The 24,036-nt window shown below is 72.4% G+C and carries 1 protein-coding gene; it reads right to left on the bottom strand.

All coding sequences use genetic code 11. The annotated features are described in order from the left end of the window. Positions 1-61: 61 nt before the first annotated feature. A complete protein-coding gene (locus ACZ4N4_RS42090) occupies positions 62-23,890 on the bottom strand; it encodes a lonely Cys domain-containing protein (RefSeq protein WP_467599132.1) in 23,829 nt (7,942 codons plus the stop codon). Between the last annotated feature and the right edge of the window lie 146 nt (positions 23,891-24,036).

The raw sequence follows: 24,036 nt of genomic DNA, 5'->3' as shown, positions 1-24,036 counted from the left end.
GGGGGGTTCCGCTCAGGGGTTCCACTGGGAGATACGGATCCGGGGTCCGAACGGGTCTGTGTCAGTTTCTGGACGGGCAGATGTCGGTGGGTGTCCGCAGGGCGCCGACGGTGAGCATGGCCCGGCGACCGAGACCATTGGCCACGGCACGGGCCAGTGCCATGCCCGCCATCGAGTGGTTCGGGTCCTCCATGCTCAGGTGCAGATCGACATGGCCGACCGCCAGGTCCTCCGCCGCCAGCCCCGCCTTGATGTGCTCGGTCAGCCCGGTGCCCAGCTCGTGCGCGTACTGTTCGCCCGGTGCCGGGTCCGCGGTGGCAAGCGCCTCGGACAGGGCCTGGAGTTCAGCCGGGGACACGACGTCCTCCACGCGGAACACCCGCTTTTCCAGCAGCGGTTCGAGGGGCAGTCGGCGCCCGGGGGCGGTCGGCGTCGGGGCGGGAACGTCGGTGTACGGCCGGTAGTCAGGGTTGGCGATCCACTCGCCGAGAGTGTTCCCCTCACCGGCGCCGGTGCCGGGGACGATCGGCCAGCCGCCCTTGACGAACCGGGAGGCGACGCCACCCGCGAAGAGCACCTCGTCCCGGCCGGTGGTCTTCGGACGGATCCCGTAGGCACCGAGCGTCGCGGTGATGTCGATACCGCCCGGCGTGTCGACCTCCCAGACATGACCCTCGCGCAGCCGCTGCGCCGCCGCCTCGGGCGAGGTGTCGGCGCTCACGAATCCATGGCCGGCACCGCCCACCTGGGCATAGGCGACGAGGTCGAGGCCCGTGCCGCCGGGCACCAGCCCTTCGGTGCGGACCGTTTCGGGACTGCCGGTGTCCGCGACGAAGACCGGCCGTCCCGGGTACGGGATCGGCGGCGGGATGATGTCGGCCGCGTCCGTGGGAATCGCGGCGTTCGGCATCGGCCCCTCGACCAGCTCCATGACGGCGGGGGCGGGCGACGCGGCCCGCCCGGCCGCGAGCGGCCGCGGTTCTTCACCGCCGGTGCTGTGCGTGCCGGCCGTGGTCACGACGACGGGAGCGGGTGCCGTCGGCGCGGCCGGGACGGGGGTGACCAGCCTGGGCGGGTCGGTGCGGACCCAGTCGGATCCGGATGCGGATCCTGGGGGCTGCGGGGCCACGACGACGAAGTTCTTCTCTTTCAAGGTGTCAGGGAAGATGTCGAGGTCCACCGCGGGCGTGTACACGGTCCTGCCGGTGGCCGTCCGGCTGGACAGGGCCTTCGCCAGGGCCTCACCTCGGCCGGTGTGCGGCACGATCGGCACGAGCGCCTCGTCCAGCGGGCGAGCGGTCAGCACCGGGTCGTTGGTCAGCAGTTCGGCGATCTCGTCGACGGGCACCGGGCGCCGGCTGCCGTCGGGCCAGGGCATGTCGATGGTGTCGGCACTGCCGTCGGCCAGCAGGAAGTAGGCCTGAGGGGTCCGGTCTCCGCTGTTCGCGGAGGCGTTCCACGGGGCAATCCTGGCCTGCGCACGGGCCGGATCGGCGCCGGACGCCACGGAGAGGTACCTCTCCGTGGCCAGCGGGCCGGTCAGCTGCCCGCCGGTCCAGTCGCGCCCGAGCACCGCGCCGCTCGCCGTCCGGAGCAGCGTCCGGGACGACAGGGCGCCGTTGCGCTCGAGCTGGAAGGCGGCGAGCGCCACCGGGTCGCCGGTGTCGCGGCCGGCCGCGGCGGCCCCGGCGACCGTCCAGAAGAGCTCCTCGAGCCGCGCGTCGTCCACCGGACCGGTCAGGGCACCCAGATGCAGGACCTTGGCGGCCAGCGCGTCCACGTTCGGGGCGGCTTCCAGTGTCTCGACGGCCTTGACCATCGCCCACAGCAGTTGCTGCCGGTGCGCCGCGGTGACCGGTGCCGATCCCAGACGCAGGACGTGGCGCGCCCTCAGGTCGGGATCGGCGTCCGCGGGCGTGGCGAGGGCCTGTTCCACGGACGGCAGCGGAACGAAGTCACGCAGAGCCGTTCCGGACTGCTGGGTCCGCGCCGCGTCCAGCAGTGTCTCGACGTCGCCCGGTGCCACGTCGGTGCCGGGGGCCGGGGACCGTCCGAGCCGGGACCGGGCCGCCCGGTCCAGCAGGTCGAGGGTGAACTGCCCGGTGTCCCGCAGCAGCGGATCGTCCAGGCGCATCGTCTCCAGCGCGCCGATACCGCCCAGCAGCCGCTGGTAGCGCCCCGAGACATCGTCCTTGTCGTCCTCCACCGCGACGCCGAAGGTCTGTCGCAGGGCCCGCACCAGCCGCAGGGTCGCGACCCTGGTCTCCGCCGAGGCGGGGCCCTGGGCGGTGTGCAGACCCGCCGTACGGGCCAGGGCGTCCAGCTCCGCCTCGCCCGGCTCGGGGCGCAGCTCCGCCCACTGGCCGCGCCTGCCATCCGCGGTCGTGGCGATTGCCTGCTGGGGCGGCAGGGAGTCCCTTGCCGTGTAGTGCGATCGGTCGGCCGCGAACACGGTGCGGCCGGTCTGGTTGGCCACCCGCTGGGCCTCGGAGACGGTCTCCAGCCGGTCGGCGACGAAGGGTGCACGACTGGCGGCGTTCACGGTGGTGGACCGCTCCGCGGGGGCGCCGGCCCAGCACGACATGATCACGATGACGCCGTCGACGGCCAGCCCGCGCAGGCTCGGCCTGCGCCGCAGATACCCGCCGACCTGGTCGCCGCGGGCCCACTTGGCGGTGCCGTCCCGCCGTTCGAGCGAGAACCCGCCCGGCTGCCCGTGCAGGAAGAAGTAGTACGCCTTGCGGCCCGCCCAGGGCACGTCGTCCACGGCACCGTGCTGCTCCCCGGTGAGGGGGTCGAGATGCCGGTTCTCCGTCATCACGGGCGCCGCGACGAAGTACAACTCCCGGCTGAGCATGTCCGCCTTGTCGAAGACGGCGCGGCCGTGCGGGATGCCGTCGGCGGCCATGGTCTCGCTCAGGATCTCGTCGTCCGGAACGAGCGTGCCGTCGATCGTCTGTACGACGCGGTCCTCGGCCTCCACCGCCGGGTCCCCGGCCGTGAGTTCGTCCGGCTTGCCGGCGAACCAGTTGCCCAGCGGCTCCAGCGCGTCCTCGCGATGGGTCACCGCGATCCGGGTCCGCTTGTCCTTCGGGTCCTGGTACAAGGACACGGCGCCGCTGTGCGACCAGACGGTCCTGCCGGTCCGGGCGGCGGCTGTGCGCGGCAGTCGCAGGTTCCCGGCGCCCGCTCCCGGTACCGCAAGAACGACGGCGACCCCGCTGTCGAGCGCGGCCAGGTCCGGGTCCATGGCCAGCAGTTCGGCGAAGTCCGCCAGCGGGACGCGCTGGCGGGAACCGTTCGCCGGGCGCACCATCACATGGTCCTGGTCCCCCTCGGCGACGACGACGAAGGGGCGGTGGTCACCGGGCGCGTCGTGCCACAGGGCCGGATCGAGGTCGACGAGGCGGCCGGCCCGCAGGGTGGCGTACGACATCGAGATCAGGTCCACGACCGGCTCGCCCGTCCAGTTGCGGCCCTGGGCCCTGCCGTCCGGTGCGGTGATCCGGGTCGCGGCGGACAGCGCTCCCTGCCGTACGAGGTGATACGCGCTCAGCGCGGCCAGGCTCGTCGCGCGGCCGGCCGCGGTGGCCGCGTCCATCACCGCGTGCAGTTCGCGCCGGTGGGCGTTCGTCACCTTCTGGGCCGGTGGCAGGCCCAGAATCCGGCGGGCGAGCGGATCCGGATCGAAGAGGCCCTGGTTGAGCGCGGGATCGGGATCGGCCAGCCGCAGGGCGTCCAACTGCTCGAAGGCCGACGAGTGGGCCGCCACCTCGACCTCGATCGTCGCCTGCCGCCGCAGGGCCCGCAGCTCCGCGCCGCCGGACGAGCCGTCGGTCACGACGTCCTGGCCCCGGCTGCGCGTGGTGATCACGAATTCGCCGTCGCCGACACGCCTCGCGGAGGGCGGATCGTTCTGCTGGAGCAGGTACAAGGCGTTCCCTATCTCGGTCCGCAGCTTCCCGGCGACGGCGTCCGCGCGCTCCTGGCCCGTGCGGCGGGCGCCCCAGTCGCTGAGTCCCGGTGTGAGCCACGAGCCGTTGCCGTACCCGGTGACGGTGATCTCGGGGGCCGGGAGCCCGGCCCGTACGTCACGCAGACCCGCCTCCGCCACCTTGCGGGCGAAAGCGCTGAGAGAGCCGCTGCCGCGGGAGTCGATCTCCTTGGAGCCCTCCTCGAAGGTGACCTTTTCTCTGGTCCACGGCCGGGATGACGCGGTCGCGTCGGTGGTGGCCGGATCGACGGCATTCCGACCAGAGGCGAAGCCGGCTGTGCCGACCGCGCTCGTCTGTTCCGGGCGGAGGTCCCGCGGTGACGGGGCAGGCATGGTGGGGAGGAGTTCGGGACGCGCGCCGAGGTCCGGGGAGACGGTGGCGCCGGCCGCGGACTCCGCCTCGACGTGCCGCGTGGGCGCGGGCGCATCGGTTGCCGACACCGCGGTGGTGACGGGCGCCGCAGGTGACGCCGAGTCGGGCGGGACCAGAGCCGGAGGGTCCTTGCGGACCCAGCCGGTCTTGGAGCTCGGGTGGGCGGGCTCTTCGACGATGATGTCGTACTCGTTCCTCCTGGTGTCGTGGAACAGTTCGACGTTCACCGCGGGCATGAACACGGTCCTGCCGGTCGCCGCCCGGTCCGTGAGGGCCCTCATCAGCGGGCCGCTCCGCCGGGCGTGCGGCACGATCGGCACGATCGGGTCTTCCGGCGGACGAGCGCTCAACACCGGGTCGTTGGCGAGTAGTTCGGCGATCTCCTCGGGGGGAACCGGGCGAGGGGAGCCGTCGGGCCAGGGCATGTCGATGTGGTCGCGGCCACCGTCGGCCAGCACGAAGAAGGCGCTCCCGCCTGTGCCGGCTCCGCGAACACGCCACGGCATACGGTGGAGCACGGCGCTGCTCGCACCGACGTTCGGGTCCACGGCGAGGTACTCGTCCCTGACCAGTGGATCGGTCATCGGCCTGCCGGTCCAGTTGCGGCCCACCGCCCGGCCACTGGACGACAGCAGCAGCGTGTCCGGAGACAGGGCACCGGCCCGTTCGAGGTGGTACGCGGCGAGCGCCGTCGGGTTGTGGACGTCACGCCCGGCCGCGGCCGCCCCGGTCATCGTCCACAGGAGTTCGCGGCGCCGTGCGTCGTCCACGGGCAGGGCGGAGCCGTCCAGGTGCAGGACCTTCACCGCCAGGGCATTCACATCGGCGGCGGCCAACAGGCCCTCGACAGCCTTGGCCGTCGCCCACAGCAGCCGCTGCCGGTGGACCGCCGTGACCGGGCCGGACCCCAGGTCCAGGACCTGGACGGCCCGCTGCTCGGGATCGTCCTTCGCCAGCAACGAGAGGGCCGCGTCCACCGACGGAAGCGGAACGAAGTCCCGCAGAGCCACCCCGGCCGGCTGGGTCTGTGCCGCCGCCTCCAGCACGGTCAGGATCTCGGTCGAGTCCAAGGCCGTACCCGGGGACTTGGCGCGTCCCGCGGACCGCTCGAGATGCGACCGGGCGACCCGGTCCAGCAGATCCATGGTGAACGCACCGTTGTCCCGCAGCCCCGGATCGTCGCGGCGCATCGTCTCCAGTGCGCCGATACCGCGCAGCAGCCGCTGGTACTCCCCGTAGGCATCGTCCTTGTCATCCTCGACCGAGGAGCCGAACACCTGTCGCAGTGCCCGCACCAGCCGCAGGGTCGAGGCCCTGTTCTCCTCCGAAGCCGGGTCCGCGCCCGTGTGCAGGCCCGCCGTACGGGCCAGTTCGTCGAGCGCTGCCCCGGTCGGCTCCGGCCGCAACTCCTTCCAGCCGCTCCGCTCCCCCTCGGCGGTCATGGCGACGCCTTGCCGGCTCTGCCCCCCGCTGCGCGAGACGTAATGGACCCGATCGACCGCGAACACGGTGCGGTCGACCTGGTTGGCCACCTGCTGGGCCTCGGAAACGGTCGCCAGCGGGTCGGCGACGAAGGGAGCGCGGGCGGCCTCGCCGGGGACGGAGATGTCGTCGGCGGCCGCGCCGACCCAACACGACATGAGCACGACGACGCCGTCGGCGGCAAGCCGCCGCAGACTCGGGCGCCGCTGCAGATATCCGCCGATCTGGTCGCCCGGCGTGGTCCTGGCAGTCCCGTCCGCCCTCACGATCTGGAACGAGCCCGGGTTCCCGTGCAGGTAGAAGAAGTACGCGTCCCGGCCGAACCAGGGCACGTCCTCCGCGTCACCGTACTGATTCTGGGAGACGGGGTCGATGTGCAGGTACTCGTTCGTATGCGGCACGGAATCGAAGTGCCGCTCCCGTTCGATCACATCGCCCTTGGTGAGGACGGCGCGGCCGTACGGGCGGCCCTTGGTGGTGAGGGTGTGGCTCATGATCTCGTCGTCCGGGACCGGCGTCCCGTCGATCGCGCGCAGGAACCGCTCCTCGGTCCCGGGCGCCCGGTCCACCAGCCCTGGACGGTCCGGTTCGCTGGCGAACCAGCTTCCCAACGGCTCCCCCGCCGACCGGCGGTTGACCACCGCGATCCGGGTCGTCTGCGTGGACGGGTCTTCATGCAGCTTCACCTCCCCGGTGTGCGACCACACGGTCCTGCCGGTCCGGGCGGCGGCGGTGCGCGGCAGGCGCGGACTCCGGGCGCCCGCGTGCGGGACGGCGAGGACGACGGGAAGCTGGTCGTCGAGCGCGGCCAGGTCCGGGTCCATGGCCAGCAGTTCGGCGAACTCCTCCAACGGCACGCGGGTCAGGGACCCGTCCGCCAGCCGGACCCCGACACGCTCGTGATCCCCCTTGGCCGCGACGACGTACGGGCGGTTGTCATCGGGTCCCTGCTGCAGCCACAACGCCGTCGGGCGGTCGGCGACGCCGCCCTCGCGCAGCACGAGGTAGGACTCCGTGGGCAGGTCCCCTGCCGGGGTACCCGTCCAGTTGCGGCCCAGGGCCCGGCCGTCCGCGCCGGTGATCCGGCTCGCGTCGGACAGCGCTCCCCGCCGCCACAGGTCGTATGCGCCCAGCGCCGCCAGACTCGTGGCCCGGCCCGCCGCGATCGCCTCGTCCACCAATGCGTACAGCGCGTGCCGGTCGGTGTCCCGCACCGTGTGCTGCGCGTCCAGGTGCAGAATCCGGCGGGCGAGCCGATCCGGATCGAAGGCGCCCTCGCGCAGACCGGGATCGGTGTCGGCCGGCCGTAGGGCGTCGAGACGTGCGACAGCCTGTGAGCGGGGCGCCAGGTCGATCTCGATCGTCGCCTGCCGTCGCATGGCCCCCACGTCGGCGCCACCGGACGGACCGTCGGCGGCGACGTCCCGCCCCCTGCTGTCGCTGACGATCATGAAGGCACTGGAATCGACGTGCCTGTCGGGCGGTTCGTTCCGCTGGAGCTGGTCGAGGGCGTTCCGTATCTCGGTCCGCAACAGTTCGGCGACGGCGTCCGCACGCCCCTGGCCCCTGCTTTCGGCGCCCCAATCGGGGCTCCTCGGCATGAGCCACGAGCCGTTGCCATGACCGGTGACGGTGATCCAGGGTGCCTGCAGTCCCGCCCGTATGTCGCGCAGCCCCGCCTGCACCACCTTGCGGGCCAGATGGGCGAGGTAGCCGCGCTGGAGGATGTCGACGTCCTCGGAGCCCTCCTTGAAGGTGACCTTTCCGGTGGTCCACGGCTCCGATGACGCGGTCCCCTCGATGACGGCCGGATCCACGGCGCTCCGGCCACCGGCGAAGGTGCCGCCCGCGAAGGTGCCGCCCGCGACCGCGTCCGACTGTGCCGGGGTCGAAAGGGCACTCTTCCCCGGGCCGGTCAGCGGGCCGGCGGACATGGCGGGGATCAGTTCGGGGCGGGCGGGACCGGCGGCGAGGTCCTGCCAGGAGGCGGGGGTCGGGAGCCGGGTGAAGAGATCGTTGTTGTACAGAACGTTGCCGCGCAGGTCGGACGCCAGATCGCCGAAGCCGGTTCCGCTCCACTCCTTGCTGAAGGGCCGAACGCCGTCGCCGGAGAACGTCAGCGAGACCGCGTCGTCGGCCGGCTTGTGGGTGACGGTGACGATGAGTTCGTCGGCGAGGCCGGGACGGCTCACCACGAACGACCGGACCAGCGGGTCGGTGCCCACCTCGCGGACCGTGGCGTCCTCCAGGCCGGGCCACCTGCGGAGGGAGTCCTGTTCGAACGCCCTGCCGAAGTCGGCGAACGCGGTCGCCGACGGAAGACCCGGCCACGGCTCGGTGATCACGCTCTCCAGCTCACCGGCCGGGATCTGTTCCGCGCGGACCGGGATGACGGTGATGCCGTCCTCGATCCGGGACGGGCCGGTGCGGATCAGCCTGGTCGGGGCGAGGGTGACTTCCCACTGGCCCTGGTTGAGTGGGGGCGCGTCGTCGGCTGTCCCGGCGTAGCCGGGCGGGTAGGCCATGGCGAGCTTGCCGTGGTCGGCCGGGACGTCGATCTCGAAGATCACGCGGTTGCTGTTGATACCGTGCCTGGCCCACGTGGCCTGGAACTCACGGGAGTTGGAGGTGGAGGCGGGCAGCCGCTCGATGAACCGGTCGGCCTGTGCGGCGTCGGGGTCCATGGACACACCGCGCCACAGGGTGACGCGCTGGTTCGGACCCGCGTACAGCAGACCCCTGGTGATCTTGTTGAAGGTCCGGGCCTTGGCCACCAGGTCGGTGTCGTCCGCGAGGGCGCGGGGAGTGACGAAACCGCCGTAGCCCTTCTTGGACGTGAACGCGCTGATGGTGACATCCCGCATGTACAGCATCAGCTGGTGGTCGGCCGCGGCCGCGGCCAGATGGGTCCGGGCCAGGTTCACGGCCGCGTCCCAGCGTTCACCCTGCCCGCCGGCCAGGTGTGCGGGCCGTACCGGTGGGGCGAGATCCGGTGCGGACACCCTGACGAACTCACCCGTGGTCCGGCGGTAGATCTGGTTGCCGGCCGGCGCGGCGATGACGATCTCGTCGCCCTCGCCCAGCTTGGCCGGCCATTCGGCATCGTCGGCGGGTACGTCCCCGACGTCTCCGCCCGCGATCGTGATCACGGAGCCGTGGAAGGAGCCCTCACTGAGCCGGACGTTCTCCTCCGCGAGGCGCAGACCGCCCAGGCGAGCGAACGTCCAGGTGTGTACGGCCGGACCACCGGCCGCCGCCAACTCCTGGACCACGACCTTGTTGCTCACGTTCGCCACGGTGAACAAGCCCGCATCGGCACCGCTCCCCAGCAGCTTCGGAGCCGCGCCTCGAGGAGCCTGCAGCAGCAGCCCCTCCTGGCCGGGTACCTGGATGACCGTCCGCCCGTCGACCGCCGGGAGCGGCGCGGCGGTACCGAGACGGAACTGCGATTCGGGATCGTCGTCCTGCCGATAGCCCTCCCCCCTTGGGGAGACCTCCTGCGAAGCCACTTCCGCCACCGCGGGCGCCGGGACCGGGGACACCTCGGCCACGGGCCCCTTGGCTGCGGGCACCGACTGCGGCTCGGGCTCCGGTACGTCCCGCAGGTCACGGATGACCGGCGGCCTGGGCGCCGGGGCCCTGAAGCTCTGCTGGACGTCGACCCCGAGTTCGGCCAGTCGCCGTTCGGCCGCCTGCATGCGGGCCGCCGCATCGTCCTGGCGTTGCTGGGGCGCCACCCGCGGGTCGGGGGCACTGGACGAGCTGGCACCGGTGTCCCTGGCCTCCTCCGCCGTACGGAGCACGGCGTTCAGCCGTTCCCATTCCGCGGCGGCGGCCGCACGTTCCTCCCACGCCTCGGCGACAGCGGCCGTTCGCTCCTCCGGTGTCCGCGCCACGGCCCGCTCGTCGCGCCCAGCGGGAGGCTGCTCGTCGCGCACGGCCTGCTTGCCGCGCCCGGCGGGAGCCTGCTCTTCGGAGTGCCGGGAGGTCGTCGAGGGCTCTGCCGCGGCATCGGGGCCGGTGGTGCCGGTCCGCCGCTCCGCGGCCGGGTCCGGTGTCAGGAGCTGCTCCTGCTCCGGGGACCGCCCGCTGTCGGAGCGGTGGTTCAGGGGCGGGGCGGGGTTGAGAGGTGCCACCGGGACGGCCGCGAGGTACTCGTCCCCGCGCTCGTACACCGTCACCGAGTTCGCACCGCGGACGGCCGCGGTGCCGAAGGTGTCGACCGTGCCGTCCTCGTGGACGAGGGTCAGATGAATCCCGTTGGCCCGCGCGGTCAGTTCGGCGGCCAGCAGTGCCGTGGCGCGGTCCCAGCGCCGGGCCGCGGTCACCTGCGCCCGGATCAGGGCCTCCTCCTGCGGGCGGGTGAGCGTCAGGGACGCGGGCAGCCGGCCTCCGCTCTGCCGGAACTCACGGAGCTGCTCGGGGGTGAGCGTCAGCCCGGCGGCCGTCAGCTCCTCCAGCCGGAACGTCGTCCGGGGAACGAGCCGGGCGGTGGCGGGCAGCGCCTCGGCCGGGCCGGGGACGGTCACGGTGGACTCGTCGGGAGCCTGCTCCCGGGCGGCCGCCAGCGCCGTCGTCACGGCCGCGTAGAAGCGGTTCCCGTCGCCGGGGGGCTCCACCAGGGTGGAGACATACCCGTCGGGGTCGGTCAGTCGCCCGGGGTGGGTCGCCGCGTCGAACCGGGGCCGGCCCGCGTACGCGGCCTCGTCCAGACCCTCCCAGGTCCAGGGGCGGGTGGCGTGTGCGGGCAGGTCACCCACGGGCGTGGGGGGCGAGGTCACCGCGGGCGGCGCGGCCTTGCCGGCGGTTCCTTCCGTCGCTGTCGGCTCCACGAGGCGGAAATGCCGGTCCGCGAGGTACAGCTCCACCCTTGTGGCGTCGGCCGCGGCCGGGGCATCGGGATCCGGCCCGTAGTCCTGGAAGGCACCGTCCGCGGCGACGACCCGGATGACGACACCGAACCGCTGGGCGGCGAGCGACGCCAGCAGGTCGGCGGCGCTGTGGTCCCAGCCGGTCTCGTCGTCCGCGCGGGTCTCGCCGTCGACGCCGGTCCTGTCGTCCGCGCCGACCGGGCGGCGCAGCTGCGCCACGGCGATGGCGCGGCGCTGGGCGGCGGTCAGCGGACGATGGCGCTGGCCGGGGGTGGGCTCCGGTCCGGCCGAGTGCGGGAGTACACCGAGGGCGTCGAACTCCCGCCGCTGCGGGGTGTCGGCCCCGAGGTCGACTCCGGCGGCGCGCAACTCGGCGTCGGTGAAGGTGTCCTTCGTGTCCGGGGTCGCATAGGCGAGCAGCGGTGAGTCGTCCGGCAGCGCGGCCAGCCGGTCGGCGAACTCGCGGCGCAGGGTGTCCGCGTCACCGGCCGGGCGCAGGCTCGCGCCGAGCGCGTGGAAGAAGGACCGTCCGTCCTTCGGCACGTCGACCAGGCGGTGCACCGTGCCGTCTTCGGGTGCGATCAGCGCGGGCGAGCCGTCGGAGGTGACGGCGTCGGCGTAGCGCGGGCGCGGTGCGGCCTTGGGCTTCGCCTTGTCGGTGGCGGGTGTCAGTACCGGTTCGGGCACTCCGCCCCGGGTCCGGACAGCGCCCGGGTCGTCTCCGGTCCGCGGATCGTCCGGCAGCCGGTGCCAGCGGGTCAGCCGGTCGGTCTCGGCCCGCACCTGGTGGAAGGCGGCGGCCGCGGCCTCCGCGGCGGTCTGCTGCTCGCCCACCTCCCGGACGCGGGTGTCCAGAGCTTCCTGCGCCGCCCGGAAGGCCCGGACCGCCGTCTCCACGTTCTCGTCGGCGGCCTGCACCTGCCGGTCCACCGCGGCCCGCCGTGCGCCGGCCGCCTGCCTGGCCTCCTTGACGGTCCGGAACAGTTCGTCCCGTCGGCTGTCGAGCTCGTCCTTCTCGAGTTCGGCGAGCCGCTCGTCCGCGATGCTCCGGGCCTTTCGCGCCAGGCCGATCTGCCTGTCGAGCACGTCGAGTTGGTCGCGTCCGAGCTCCGCCCAGCCGTCGTGCTCGGGTTGCGACGCGCTCAGTGCCTCCCGCTCGGCGTCGAGTGCTTCGACCGTCGCCCGGCTGTTCGCGGCCGTGGTCCGGGCCTCCGCCAGCTGTTCCGACGGCGGGCGGTCACGCCGGGCTTCGGCCGCCGTGATCGCGGCGACGAGTTCGGCGTGGGCGGCGATGTGTTCCTGCCGCGCGGCTGCGCGGAGCTGATCGCGATCACGGCGGCTGACGGATCTGGCTGCCCCGGCCGCGTCGAGGGTGTCCTGCAGATCGGCGAGGCCGCGGCGCAGTTTCCAGTACTTCCCGTCGGCGTCGGACCACGCCTTGGCTGCGTCCTTCACCCTGTCCCAGGCCTTGGCGACCTGCGGAGGGAAGTTGGCGTCGGTGATCAGCCCGAGGTCGCGGGCGACGTCCTCGCGGACCCAGGCGATGGCTTGGCTCTCGGACTCGACGGCCTGCGGACCGGGCTTGACCCCGCCGAAGGGGCCCATCAGGTGGTCCCGGACCCAGGTGGCGACCGAGCCGTCCTTGAACTGCCGGTTCACGTCGGCGACGCTCAGCCAGGTGACCGGGACGGCGAACGCGAAGGCGCGGGCCGCATTCGGCTTGACCCGGTCCTGCTGCACCCGTTCCTCGGTGTTCAACCGGCCGTCGGTCTCGATGGTGTCGGAGCCCGTGCCGCTCGCGCCGGGGCCGGTCAGACCGACCATGTCGGTCTTGACCGCCGGGAAGACGCCGATCGACGAGTCCTGGGTACCGCCCTGGGACGCGGTCACATTGGCGCTCTCCGTGTACCGGTCGGCCGCCTCCATCCGGACGTTGTCGGCCACCGTCAGCAACTCCGCGCCGGCGAAGTCCGGCCTGGAGTACAGGGCCAGCGACCCGTCGGACCGGTCCGCGAACAGGTCCTCGGTCAGCCCGGCGACCTGATAGCCATCGCTGCTCGCGCTGTCGTGGAAGAACGCGGACAGCGCGCCCTTTCCGGTGCCGTCCTCCAGTGCCTGCGCGGAGCCGGTGCCCGGTGCCGTGAGGCCGTTGGCCGTCGCCTTGTCCAGTGCCCCGTCCAGCGCCGCGCCGGTCAGCGCTCCCCGGGTGCCGGACAGCGTGTTGTCGTAGGCCTTGGCCAGCGCGATGACGTTCGCCGCCTGGACCCGCTCCGCCCCGACCACCGTGCGTACCTGGAATCCCTCGGCCGGCATCGTGAACGGCCTGGTCGTGCCGTCGGCGTGCGGGGTGGCCCGCCACTCGGCGAGCTGCTCGGGCGTCGTGGGGACCTGATCTCCGGTCAGCACGTTCACACTGGGCGGGCCGACGGCCGGCTCCGGCGGTGCCAGCGGGTCGGGGGCGGTGACCTCGGCAGCGGTCGCCGAGGTGTCCGGCCGCATCAGGCTGGTGGGTACCAGTTCGGTCAGCGTGCCGACGTCGCCCTCGGTGAAGACCTGCTGCTTCTTCTTCGCCTTCCGCTTCTTCCCGAGGCCTGACTCCGCCTTGTCGCCCTCGATCTCCATGCTGAGTTCGAGCCGGTACCGGGTGGCGAACTGGGCGTGCGGCTCATTGGTGTAGGTCGACAGCACCTTCGTGCGGGTGGCGGACCGGGACCCGGACGTCGTCTGCCGGTTGGAGCCCGTCTCGGCGTACGTGGGTCCCGCCGCCCTGACCTCCGGGTTGGAGGTGTGCACACCTTCGGTGTTGAGCACGCCGATGTCGCGGCCCTTCGTCGCGTCGAACGCCTCGCTGACGGTTTCGACCGCCACCCGGTGGTCCTCCAGCTCGATGCCCGGCCACAGCCCGGTGAACTCCTGACCGTTCGCGTCCGGAACCAGCCGCGCCCGCACCCGCACCGTCCGCGCGCCGATCCTGATCCGCTTCCAGCCGGGGCCGCCGATCGTGGCCGGCGCCGAGGTCCCGATGCCCGCCATCTCGCGGCGCAGCGCGCGGACGACCCGGGCCGAGACCAGCTGCCGGATGGCCTCCCGGCTCGCGTCGTCGATCCCCAGGTCATGGGTCTTCCCGTCGAAGTCGTCCAGCACCCTGGTGGTGTCCAGAGAGTTCACCGGATAGGTGGCGAAGGGGTTGTTCCGGAACCACTCCGGCTGCGTCCACCGGCTGATGTCGTACATCGGCACCGCGCCTGCCGCGTCCTTGATGACCTTCAGCAGGTGAGCGCTGCGCTCGGGAAGGTGTCCGAGCCAGCCGCCGCTGACCTGCCACCGTTCCCCGGCCCAGTCGTGCACCCGGCTCGGCAGCAGTCGGGAGAGCGGCGACAGCAGGCCGGCGGTACGCACCCCCGCGGCGACCTCGTGTTCCGCGTCACCGGCGACCAGCACCTGGTGACCGGCGTCGACCCGGTTGATGTCCGAGGTGATGGTCCGGGAGACCTGATACGACTGCCCCCGGGAACGCCACCAGGGGCGAACCACCAGTCCGTAACCGCCGGTGATCCCCGGGCCGGCCGAGTGGGAGTGGTTGTAGATCAGGGCGCCACCGAAGGACTGTGTGAAGGACTTGGACTGGGACCCCGACGCCTGGGTACTGCCCCCGACCGTCGCCTCGGTCTTCAGCGCAGTGGGCCGGCCCAGGGCCCGCAGCGCGGTCACCCGCACCCGGTGCACCACCGTCCCCAGGTAGTTCAGGTACGGGCCCTTGCCGAACAGCCCAGTGGTGCGCGACCCCAGCGGGCCGGAACTCTGGTCGAAGTCCGCCGTCAGGAACTGTGCCCGCTCCGAGCGCACCGCCGCGTCGTGCGCGGGCGCGCCCTCCTCGGTGAGGTGCCACAGCCCTCCCGAGGCCTTCTTCAGGACCCTGTCCACGATGCCGGGCTCGCCGCCCAGCGCCAGCACGGACACGGTGTGGTGGGGGTGCTGTCCGAGCGGCCCGGGCAGGCGGCCGGCATCGATGGCCGAGAGCGAGCCCTCCGTCAGTGCCTTGGCCTCGGCGGAGGTCATGGGCTCGCGCGTGACCCGGTCGGCGTCCGTGCCCGCGTACGGGTTGACGGCGCCCGCCGCGTGCGGGTTCCGGGCCGGCATGTGCTCCGAGGGGACGCTGAGCAGTACCCGGCCCCGCGTGGCGGGGTCGGCGGCGGTGTCCCCGAGGACCTCGGTCTTGGCCTGGCTGAAGACGAAGGGCTGGGTGCCCAGGATGCCGAGCGAGGCGATTCCCCGGAGCAGGCTGCGAAAGCGCCAGTAGCCACCGGTGCTCGCGGTCAGCTTGAAGGCGTAGCTGTACAGGTGGGACGGCTTGACGCTGACCGCCATCGGCTCGAACGTCGCGCTCGGGCCGTAGCCGGTCCCGTGCTGCGTCCGGCTGTCCGCCTGGTAACCCACCTGCCCGGTGCCACCGTGCGTGGGGGCGCCGACGTTGTCGACGGACTTGTCACGCACCGATGCCAGCACTTCGAACCCGCCGCCCGCACTCTGCGACATGCTCTGCTGCCCGGCGACGGAGGTGGCGCCCGGCGCACTCTGCCGCATCTTGAGGTCGTTCTGGGTGCCCTCGTAGCGACGGCCGGTCAGTTCGGCGTCCAGCCAGATGTACCGGTAGCCGCGGGTGGCCCGGCCGGGCTCCACCAGACCGACCCGGATGCCGGTCGTGGTCATCGCCTCCAGGTTCCCGGCCATGCTCTGATGGGACAGCGTGTTGATGACGGTCAGGGTGTTGGACAGCACCATCTGGTAGTGCGCGGCGTTCCGCCACGCGGACGGATCGCCGAGCTCGGACAGCGGGGCGACCATCTCCGGGTACTTCTGGCTGACCACCTCCAGAACCTGGTCGATGAAGGTGTCGAGCAGGGTCCGCCCGGGTCCGGCGGCCGTCTCGGTGAGCTCGACGCCGTCGGCGCCCTCCACCGGCGGAGCGGCTGCGGCAGGTCGGCCGCTGTACCGGCCGTCGGCGAAGGTGAACTGTTCCACCCGGCTCATGCCGAGGGTGGGCGGGCGGTTCTCGGTGAGATACGCCGGGGCGAACGGCTCCGCGCCGCTCTGTGCGCGCAGGGTCGTGCCGTCGTCCCATCCGGCCAGCCGGCGCGCCTCGGTGTGCGTCATCCGGTCCAGACTCCAGGTGACGAAAGGTGTCGCCTGCGCGTCCCCGGTCTTGCGCACATGGACGGTCTTCTCGACCAGGTACAGATCGGTGGCGGTGTCCTTCACCTGACCCACCGTCTTGAGCGCGCCGGAACCGCCCGTCGCCTGCGCCCGCCCCGAAGTGTGTCCGTAGCGTGCGCTCGGCCCGAACTGGAGGCGCAGTTTCACCGAGTGGGTGAGGCCGAACAGGCTCGGCAGGTTGAAGGTCGGACCCGCGACCGCGGCGAAGTCCTGATTGACCGACCTGGTCTCCCTGCGCTCGTTCCGCACCGTCAACTGGCCGGTTTCACGCAGTTCCTGGAGGTCGGTCTCGGTGACGAACTTCGCCCGTCCCGGTATCACCCGATCGATCACGAACGCGCCCAGCGGGGTGCGCTTGCTGTCGTCCGCCAGCAGCGGGACGCTGGTCACCCGGGAGTGGTTCAGCCGCCCGGCCAGCTGCTGGAAGCTGTCGGAGGAGAAGAGCGCGTCGAGCTCCTGGAAGGCGGAACTGCCGGGCTGGGCACCGATCCTGCTCGTCGCCCAGTCCCGTATCTCCCGGACCGGACCGAAGTCCTCGGTGTACACCATCCGATAGTCGGACTCCGCGCTGAGCTGCATCGTCCTCGGTGTCCGGCCCGGCTGCGACTTGTCCGTGAGGCTGTCCGGCAGCCGCACCCCGAGACCGTCACGCACTCCGAAGCCGAAGGCCCGGTCCGGCTGGGGCAGCTCGGCGGCCCTGCGCCGCCAGGGGGTGCCCAGGACGCCCTTGCGAGCGGCCCGCAGCGGCCCGTCAGTGACGGTCAGCTCGTAGTACACGTCGTCGAGATGCAGGTGGGAGGAGCCGGCGGAGCGGTTCTCGCTCTGGCTCACCACCTGTTGGCTCATCAGGTAGTCGAAGGCCCGCGTGTATCCGAACCGTGCGGAGATCCGGCCGAACCCGGCGAACAGCGCGCTCGGCGGTCCCACCGGCACGCCCGGAGCCAGCTGACGGGTGGTGGCGACCGTTTTGCCGGCCCCGGTGGTGACCTGGCTGCGGTTCAGGTTGTCGACCTTGGTCACCTTCCCCGCACCGTCGCCGAACCGCTCCCACTCCCCGTAGTTGCGCGTCCTGACGTGCAGCGTGCGGATCCGCCCTTCGGCGGTGCGGTACACGAAGTCACGCCCGTCCCCGGCGAACGTCCGCGGTGCGGTGGCCAGGGCTCGTCCCACCCGGCCGAGCAGGTCGTCGGTGCCGCTGCGGGACGGACGCTTTCCGTGCGGTCGCGCGTCCTGCGGCCGGGTCGCCGCGTCCTGCCCGAGCAGCCGCTCGATCTCCGCCGTGACCTGGTCGGCGCCGCGCAGCGTCACCTCGCTCAGGCCGAAGGCGACGGCGTCGTCGAGCACGGCCAGGCGGTCGGGGTCGGTGAGCACGTCCGGGTCACCCTCGGCCATGAACGTCAGGAGGTTGAGGTAGTCCGGCATCCTGCTGCCGTCCTCGAACCGGTGGGGGCCCTGGTGGACGGGCGGCGGCAGCAGGGCCCCGTCCGGCCGGGCCGGCCGGTGCAGCTCCAGCTCCTCGTCGATCCGCGCACCGGGAAACCCGGGCCGCTGGACCGGCGCGGACGGGACGTCTTCAGCCGGCGGGGTGATGACGATGTCCGGGACCGGGGTCCGGGCCTGCACCGGCTCAGGCCCGCGCGGGGCACCGCCGGGTCCCATGCCCAGCTTCAGTTCCGCGAGGTCGGCGATCTCCTCGTCGGACTTCATGGCCATCACCGCGCGAACGATCACGTTCGTGGTCGACTGCGGGTCCTTCTTCCAGTACGACGGCAGCGCGGCGTACACCCGCGCCACCTTCGCGGCACTCACGGGGCCCTTGGGCCAGTTCTGCCGACGCAGTTCACTGTTCACGCCGGCCTTGAGCGCGGCAAGCTTGAAGACCGACAGGCCGTCGGCCAACGACGCCTGTTCCTGTTTCTGCTCCTGCTCCTGCTCCTGCTCCTGCTCCTGCTGCGAGGGCACCGGCTCCGTCGTGTTCCGGTACGTCTGCTCGAACGCCCGGACGTGCTCCTCCCGGATGCGTTCGATCTCCTGGCGGGCCCAGCCGGCGACCGCCTCCGAGGTGACGGTCACGGGCTCGATCCGCACGACGGACAGTGCGCCGGCCAAGTCCTGGTGCGCGAGATGACGGACGCGGGCCGCCTCCCGCAACGCGTCGAGCGCGGAGGCGAGTTCCGCCGTGGCCGGGATACGGGCGTCCGGCTGGGGGCCCGCCGCGTACGTGACGAAGTCGTTGACGAGCGCCGCCTGCTGCGTCCTGTGCCAGAAGGCCAGCTCCTCGGACCACTCGGAGTCCGCGCTCCGGGCCCGGGTCAGCTCGGCGGCCTGCTGGACCACGTCACCCATGGACTCGGCCCGGGTCAGGAGACGTGCCGCCATGCGCCGAACAGCCGCATCCAAGTGGTTCACGGTCTCCGCGGGGGGCCGGCCCTGCCCGGCGGCGAGCCACCCCGCGGTGTACTGCTCGCGCAGCTCCTGAAGCCGGCTGCCGTACCAGGCGCGCTGCTCCTGGGCCCACGACGGTCGCCCGCTGGTGAGGTCGACCCCGTCGGGGAGGGAGAGCGCCTTCCGGAACTGCTCGCGCGAGGCCTCCTCGGCCCACCAGTCCTTGGACGCCTGCCGGAACTGCTGCCGGAACTGCTCCACCAGCTCCGGGGCCGGATCCTCCTTGCCGCCAGTGATCGCCCGACGGAAGTCCTCCCGGATCGACTGGGCCACGCGTGAGCTGCCGAAGTACGTGTTCGCCAGGCGCAGCTTCCCCGACGACAGGGCGACCTCACGGTCGAAGACCTCGTACGCCTCTGCCGTGGCCTTCGCCTGGCCGTACTCCTGCGCGAGCCTCGCGTCCAGCTCGGCGCGCAGCGCGTCGTGGTCGACGTCCGGCTGTTGTGCCGCCTGCGTCCACCGGTCGGCGAACCACTCCCTGGTCCTCACCTGCTCCGCGTAGGGGATGGTCTGCCGGAACGCCGGGGTGTCGGCAAGCCGCTGCTCGAACTCCTCGTACACCTGTGCGCGGAGAGCCATCCCGGCACGGAGGTCCGCCAGCGCCCGGCCCGGGCCTTCCATCGGCAGCGACACGCCCTGCGTCCGCGCGCCGGGGGACTCGGTGCCCCGAGTGACGGTCACGTCGGCCTGCTCGTGCGGTCGGTCGGATTGCTTGAACGGGGTCCGCTCGATCGTCAGCCGCGAGAGGTCGACCTTCCACTCGGGGTTCTGCCGCCACTGCCGGTGTTCCACGTCGAGTTGCGCGGCGTCGTCGTAGAGGGCCTGGATCCTCTCCTGCGCGGTGCGCACCGCCGTACCGCGGTCGTCCGGCGTCCGGGCCCCCGTCATCTCCTCCTTGAGGGAGTCCAGGACCTGCCGGCTGTCCTGCCGGAAGGACTCGCGAACGCTCTGGGAGCCGATGGTCGACGCATGCGTATCGACCTGCCGGCGCACGTCGGACTCCGCCTCCAGCGAGGTGAATCCCTGCCGCAGATGCGCCCGCCACGCCTCCTGTTCGGCGCGCTGGCGGGGCATCTCCACCTCGTGTACGAGATCGCGCCACGCCTGACCGCGTGCCGTGCCGAAGACGTCGCCGCCCGCCCGCTCCGTGTCGAGCGCGGCTTCGACGTCGCGGCCGTTCGGGCCGTAGATCTCCTGGTGGGCTTCGGCGGCATCGCTCCGGAAGTCGTCGGCCACCTTGCCCAGGTCGTACCCGTTCAGCGCGTAGCGCCCGGAGACCGTTCCGGCCTCTTCGTCGACCTTGCTGGTCAGCTCGTTGAACCGGCGGCCTCCGGCGGCCAGCGCCTCGTCAAAGGCGCCCTCGTAGGCCAGCCGGTCACCCAGGGACCGGGTGTACGGGTCCAGGACCGCGTCGCCGAAGGCCGTTTCCCGTACGTTCAGTTCCTCGGCGGACCACTGGCCCTCCTCGGGCATCCCGACATGTTCGCGGTAGGCATCGGTGAGCGTCTTGTGCATGTCGTCCTGGACCCGCTTGGCCTGCGAGCCCAGCTCGGTCCCCTTCCGCACGCCGGCGGCCGCGTGGAGCCGGTCGTCCGCCTGCGTGAGCGCCTTCTCCAGGCCGGCGTGCAGGTCGTGCCGGGCGGCCATCTGCCGCATCAGCCGAATGTGCGCCTGACTCAGTTCGGCCGTGTACGTCGCCCAGTCCTCGGCGGACAGTTCCTCCGTCCTGCGGGAGCCGAGGATCCCGGTCAGCTCTTCGTCGAAGGCCTTGCTGTGGTCGGCGAGTATCCTGTCGGCGACGTTCTGGGAGGCGACGTACCGATTGCCGCGCAGCTCATCGGCCTGCTCGCGCAGGGCGCGCTCGGCGGCCTTCGCGTCGAGCCTGGCCGCCCAGCGGTCCTCCAGTTCCCGCAGGGCCCGGTCGAACTGGTGGGCCGCGTCCGCGTACTCGGCGCTGGTGAGCTCGCGCACCGGTCGGCCGTCGGAGAGTTCGCCGGTGGTCTGGGCGTACTCGTCGAGGAAGTCCTTGCGCACCGCGCCGATGTCGTCGGAAGACCGGTCCAGGCCTCTGGCGCCGGCCATGGCGTCGAAGCTGCGCGTGGCGTCCTCGGCCAGTGTCAGCCGGGTCTCCAGGCCGCGCACCATGGCGTCGAACCGCGGCTGGGCCCCGCTGACCAGGTCCGTCAGGAAGTCCCGGTGAACCAGATGCCCGTCCAGGTCCAGCTGCCGGGTGATGTCACGCAGCTCGGTGGTGAACTCGTCCAGGAAGTCGGCCCGGAAGTTCGCCTCGTCCCTCGCCGAGAACGGCCGCCGGTCGAACAGCGCCTCGGAGACGAACAAGTCGTCGTCGGGGCGGTCCGGATGGGTCAGAGCGCGGTCGAAGGCCTCCTCCGCCGCACCCCGCAACTGACGCACCGCGGCCTCCAGCGCGAACTCCTGGGGAAGTCCCTCGTAGAGGCTCTGCTTCGCGGCCTCGCCCTGCCGGGCGCTGATGTCGCCCTGCCGGACGGCGTTCTCGATGTCCTCCAGCCGTGTTTCGAGCCGCTGCTTGACCTCCTCCCGCCACGGCCGCGGCTGACCGCCCTGGACCCTGTTCTCCTCGCGGATCATCTGGTCGGCCAACGCGCGTGCCGACAGGCCGTGTTCCAGGTTCCCGAGGTGGTCTTCCAGCTTGCCGGCCAGTGACTGCTCGAACGCGTCGGTGTTGAGGCCGGTTTCTCCCGCTCGGTGCTGCTCGTGGCGGGCCTCGTGGTAAGCACTGGCCACGGTGGAGACGAGGTCCTCCGGAACACCGAGCTTGCGGGCCCAGTCCTTCGGCCCGGAACTCTCGTCCGACGACCGCTGGATCGCCTCGACGAGCTCGGCGGGAGACGGACCCCGGTAGCTGTCGTCCAGCACCGACTCCAGTGCCTTGACGAGCTTGGCCTGCAGCGGGGAGTGCGAGACGGCGCCGGTCTCGCTGTCTGTCCCGCCCTGCAGTTCCTCGGCCCGCTTCTCCGGATGTTCCTTCAGGTAGTCACGGTGTTCCTCCACCGCCTTGCGGTAGGCGCCGGCCATCCCCTCCGCGTAGCGGTCCGAGACGCCCTCGTCCCTGACGACGGCCTCGATGTCACTGACCGCCTCGGACCTGACCGCGGGATACTCGTGCGACAGATCGCCGCGGACGTCCTCGAAGGCGTTCCACAGGCGCCGGTTGTGCTGCAGCCGCTGCTCGGCCCGTTCCGCCTCGTCCGCCAGCCTGCCTTCGTACGTCTCGTTCTGCCGGCGCTGCGATTCCTCGTACGCGGCGTTCTTCGCGTCCGACACGTCGTGCCGGTAGTCGTAGGAAACCTGCTCGTGCCCGAGCTGCTCCCCGGTCCTGTCCCCGGACAGCGCAGGCGCCGGGTCGGTGCCGGTGGTGGCGGAGTCGTGTCGCGCCGCCTGATCGACCGAGCCGTGGTCCCGGACCTGCCGCTGCGCCTCCTGCGCCGCCCTCGACGCGTCGCTCGCGTCGGTGGCCTTCGCAGCGGTGGGCCTGGACGCGCCGTCGGCGGACCTCCCGTCCGACGCCGTCCGCCCTGACCCGGCTTCCTCGTGCTGGGTGGCCGACCGCCCTTCCGCCGCGCCCCGCCGGGCGTGCGACCTCTCGCCGGGCGCACCCGTCCGGGTCTGCCCGGCCACGTCGGCCTCGGACGCGGCCTTGGCCGACGCTCCGTGCACCGTTCCGTCGGCCCGCACGATCCCCTCGGCCGCCTCCACGGGCGTGGTCCTGTCCTTCGCCGGCCCGGCGAGCGCGGCCGTGTCGCGGCCGTCGCCCGACGCGGACCTGGCATCCGCCCGGCCCGCGGGCCGCACCTGCCGACCGCCCAGACCGGCGGCCGACTTCAGCGGTTCCCGTCCCGCGTTCGGGACCGTGCGTGTCCCCTCGGCGGCACCGGAGGCGCGCTGCCCCTGGTCCGCCCCCGAACGTACGGCGGTGTTCCCGAGGTCGGCCTGGCTGCCGATCCCCTTCGCCGCGGCGCTGCCGTCCGCCGTGCCGCGGGTACCCTGCTCTGCTGTCGCGGACCTGGCAGCCGTGCTTCCCGCCGCGTCCTGCGTGCCCGTACGGGCACCGCCCTCGACCTGCCCGACCGACGCCTCGCGCACCGAACCGGCCGGATGGACGACCTCCGGCTTCCCCGAGACGACGGACCGCACCGGAGCCACCGTCTCCTCGGCCCCCGCGGTGCGGGCGCCCGTACCGGGCGTGGCCGGATGGTTGTCGCCGACGGCCCGCAGCGCGCTCTGCGCCTGCCGCACCCCGGCGTCGGCCGCCTTCCCCACGCCGGGTATCGCGTTGCCACCCGTGTCCTGCGCCTTCCCGCCGGCGGCGTCCGTCGTCGGGCTCGGCGTCTGGGGAGCCACCTCGTGCGGGACGGCGGTCGCCGGCTGGGCATCCAGGTTCGTCCGCACCACGCGCTCCGCGCCGGAGGCGCCCACCGACTCCTGACCACGCGTCGGCTGTCCTGCCGTCGAGGCGTCCACGGTCCGCTGCGCGGCCTGTGCCGTCTTGGCCACACCGCTGAGGCCGGAGCCGACGTCGTGCAGGACGCTCTGGCCGGTGGAGCCGTCCGTCACGCCGCTCGTGATCGTGTTCGTGTTCCCGCCGCCCGTCCCGGTCTTCGCAGCGGGCTGTACGGGCTGGGTGGCGCCGTCGGTGACCGTCTTGACCGCCGAGGAACCGCCGGGCGAGGTGCCGGCCTCCACCGGGGTCACCTTGTTCGGTACGGCCGTCCCGTCGCCGGCGCTCGGGCCGTCGGGGGCACCGGTCGTCGTCACCTTGGTCGGCGTCGGCGCCGGTGTCGTGTCCACCGACGCGCGCACCGTGGTGCCTGTGAGCGTCCGGGTCACGGCCGGGTTGACCTCGACGTCCGAGGACAGCGTCAGGTCGGACTTGGTGAGGCCCTTGGAGGAGTCGGCGATCGTCCCGCTGACGGAGGAGACGGAGGTGACCGAGGACGGCAGGGTCAGGCCCGTACCGGTACCGGTGCCCGTCGACGAGTTGCCGACCGAGGTGCCCACGTCGCCGGTGCCGACGTTCACGTCGCCGACGTTCAGATCGGCCTTCAGGATGTCCAGCTTCTCCCTGGTCACATTGACCAGGCCCTTGGCGGCGGAGGCCACGGCGACGCCGATCCCGCCCCACAGCACCAGGTCCGAGATGAAGCCGGGGATCTGCTCCAGGGAGGTGGGGACGGGGATGAGCTGCTGAGCGGTCGTCTGCAGACCGGCGGCTGCGTTGCCCGCCGCCACCGAAGCCGCGTTGACGCCCATGAACTCGATGCCGAACCGGGCGACGTTCCCGGTGACGCCGGCCATCGTCACCACCCAGTCGGGCAGGGTGTTGCCGACTGCGGTGACAGCGCCGCCGACGAACTCGCCGACGCGGGTCCCCACACTCAGCAGCCAGGAGGCGGCGGTCGCCACCCACCCGCCGACGTTCGCGAGGAGTTCAAGCCCAGCGCCGAGGAGGCCGAGGAGTTCCGGTGCCACGAACAGGAGTGCGCCCAGAAAGACACCGACGAGGCCCGCGATCAGCTCCGACAGTGAGTCATTCCCGGTAAGCGATGGTTGCTCGCTGTGATCGCGAGGCTGGCGCTATGGCCCGTGGCATCCCCAAGTCGGGGCAGGAGTAAGGC

The sequence above is a fragment of the Streptomyces sp. NPDC026538 genome (genome assembly GCF_055567535.1).
This window is presented reverse-complemented; position numbering and strand designations above follow the sequence as displayed.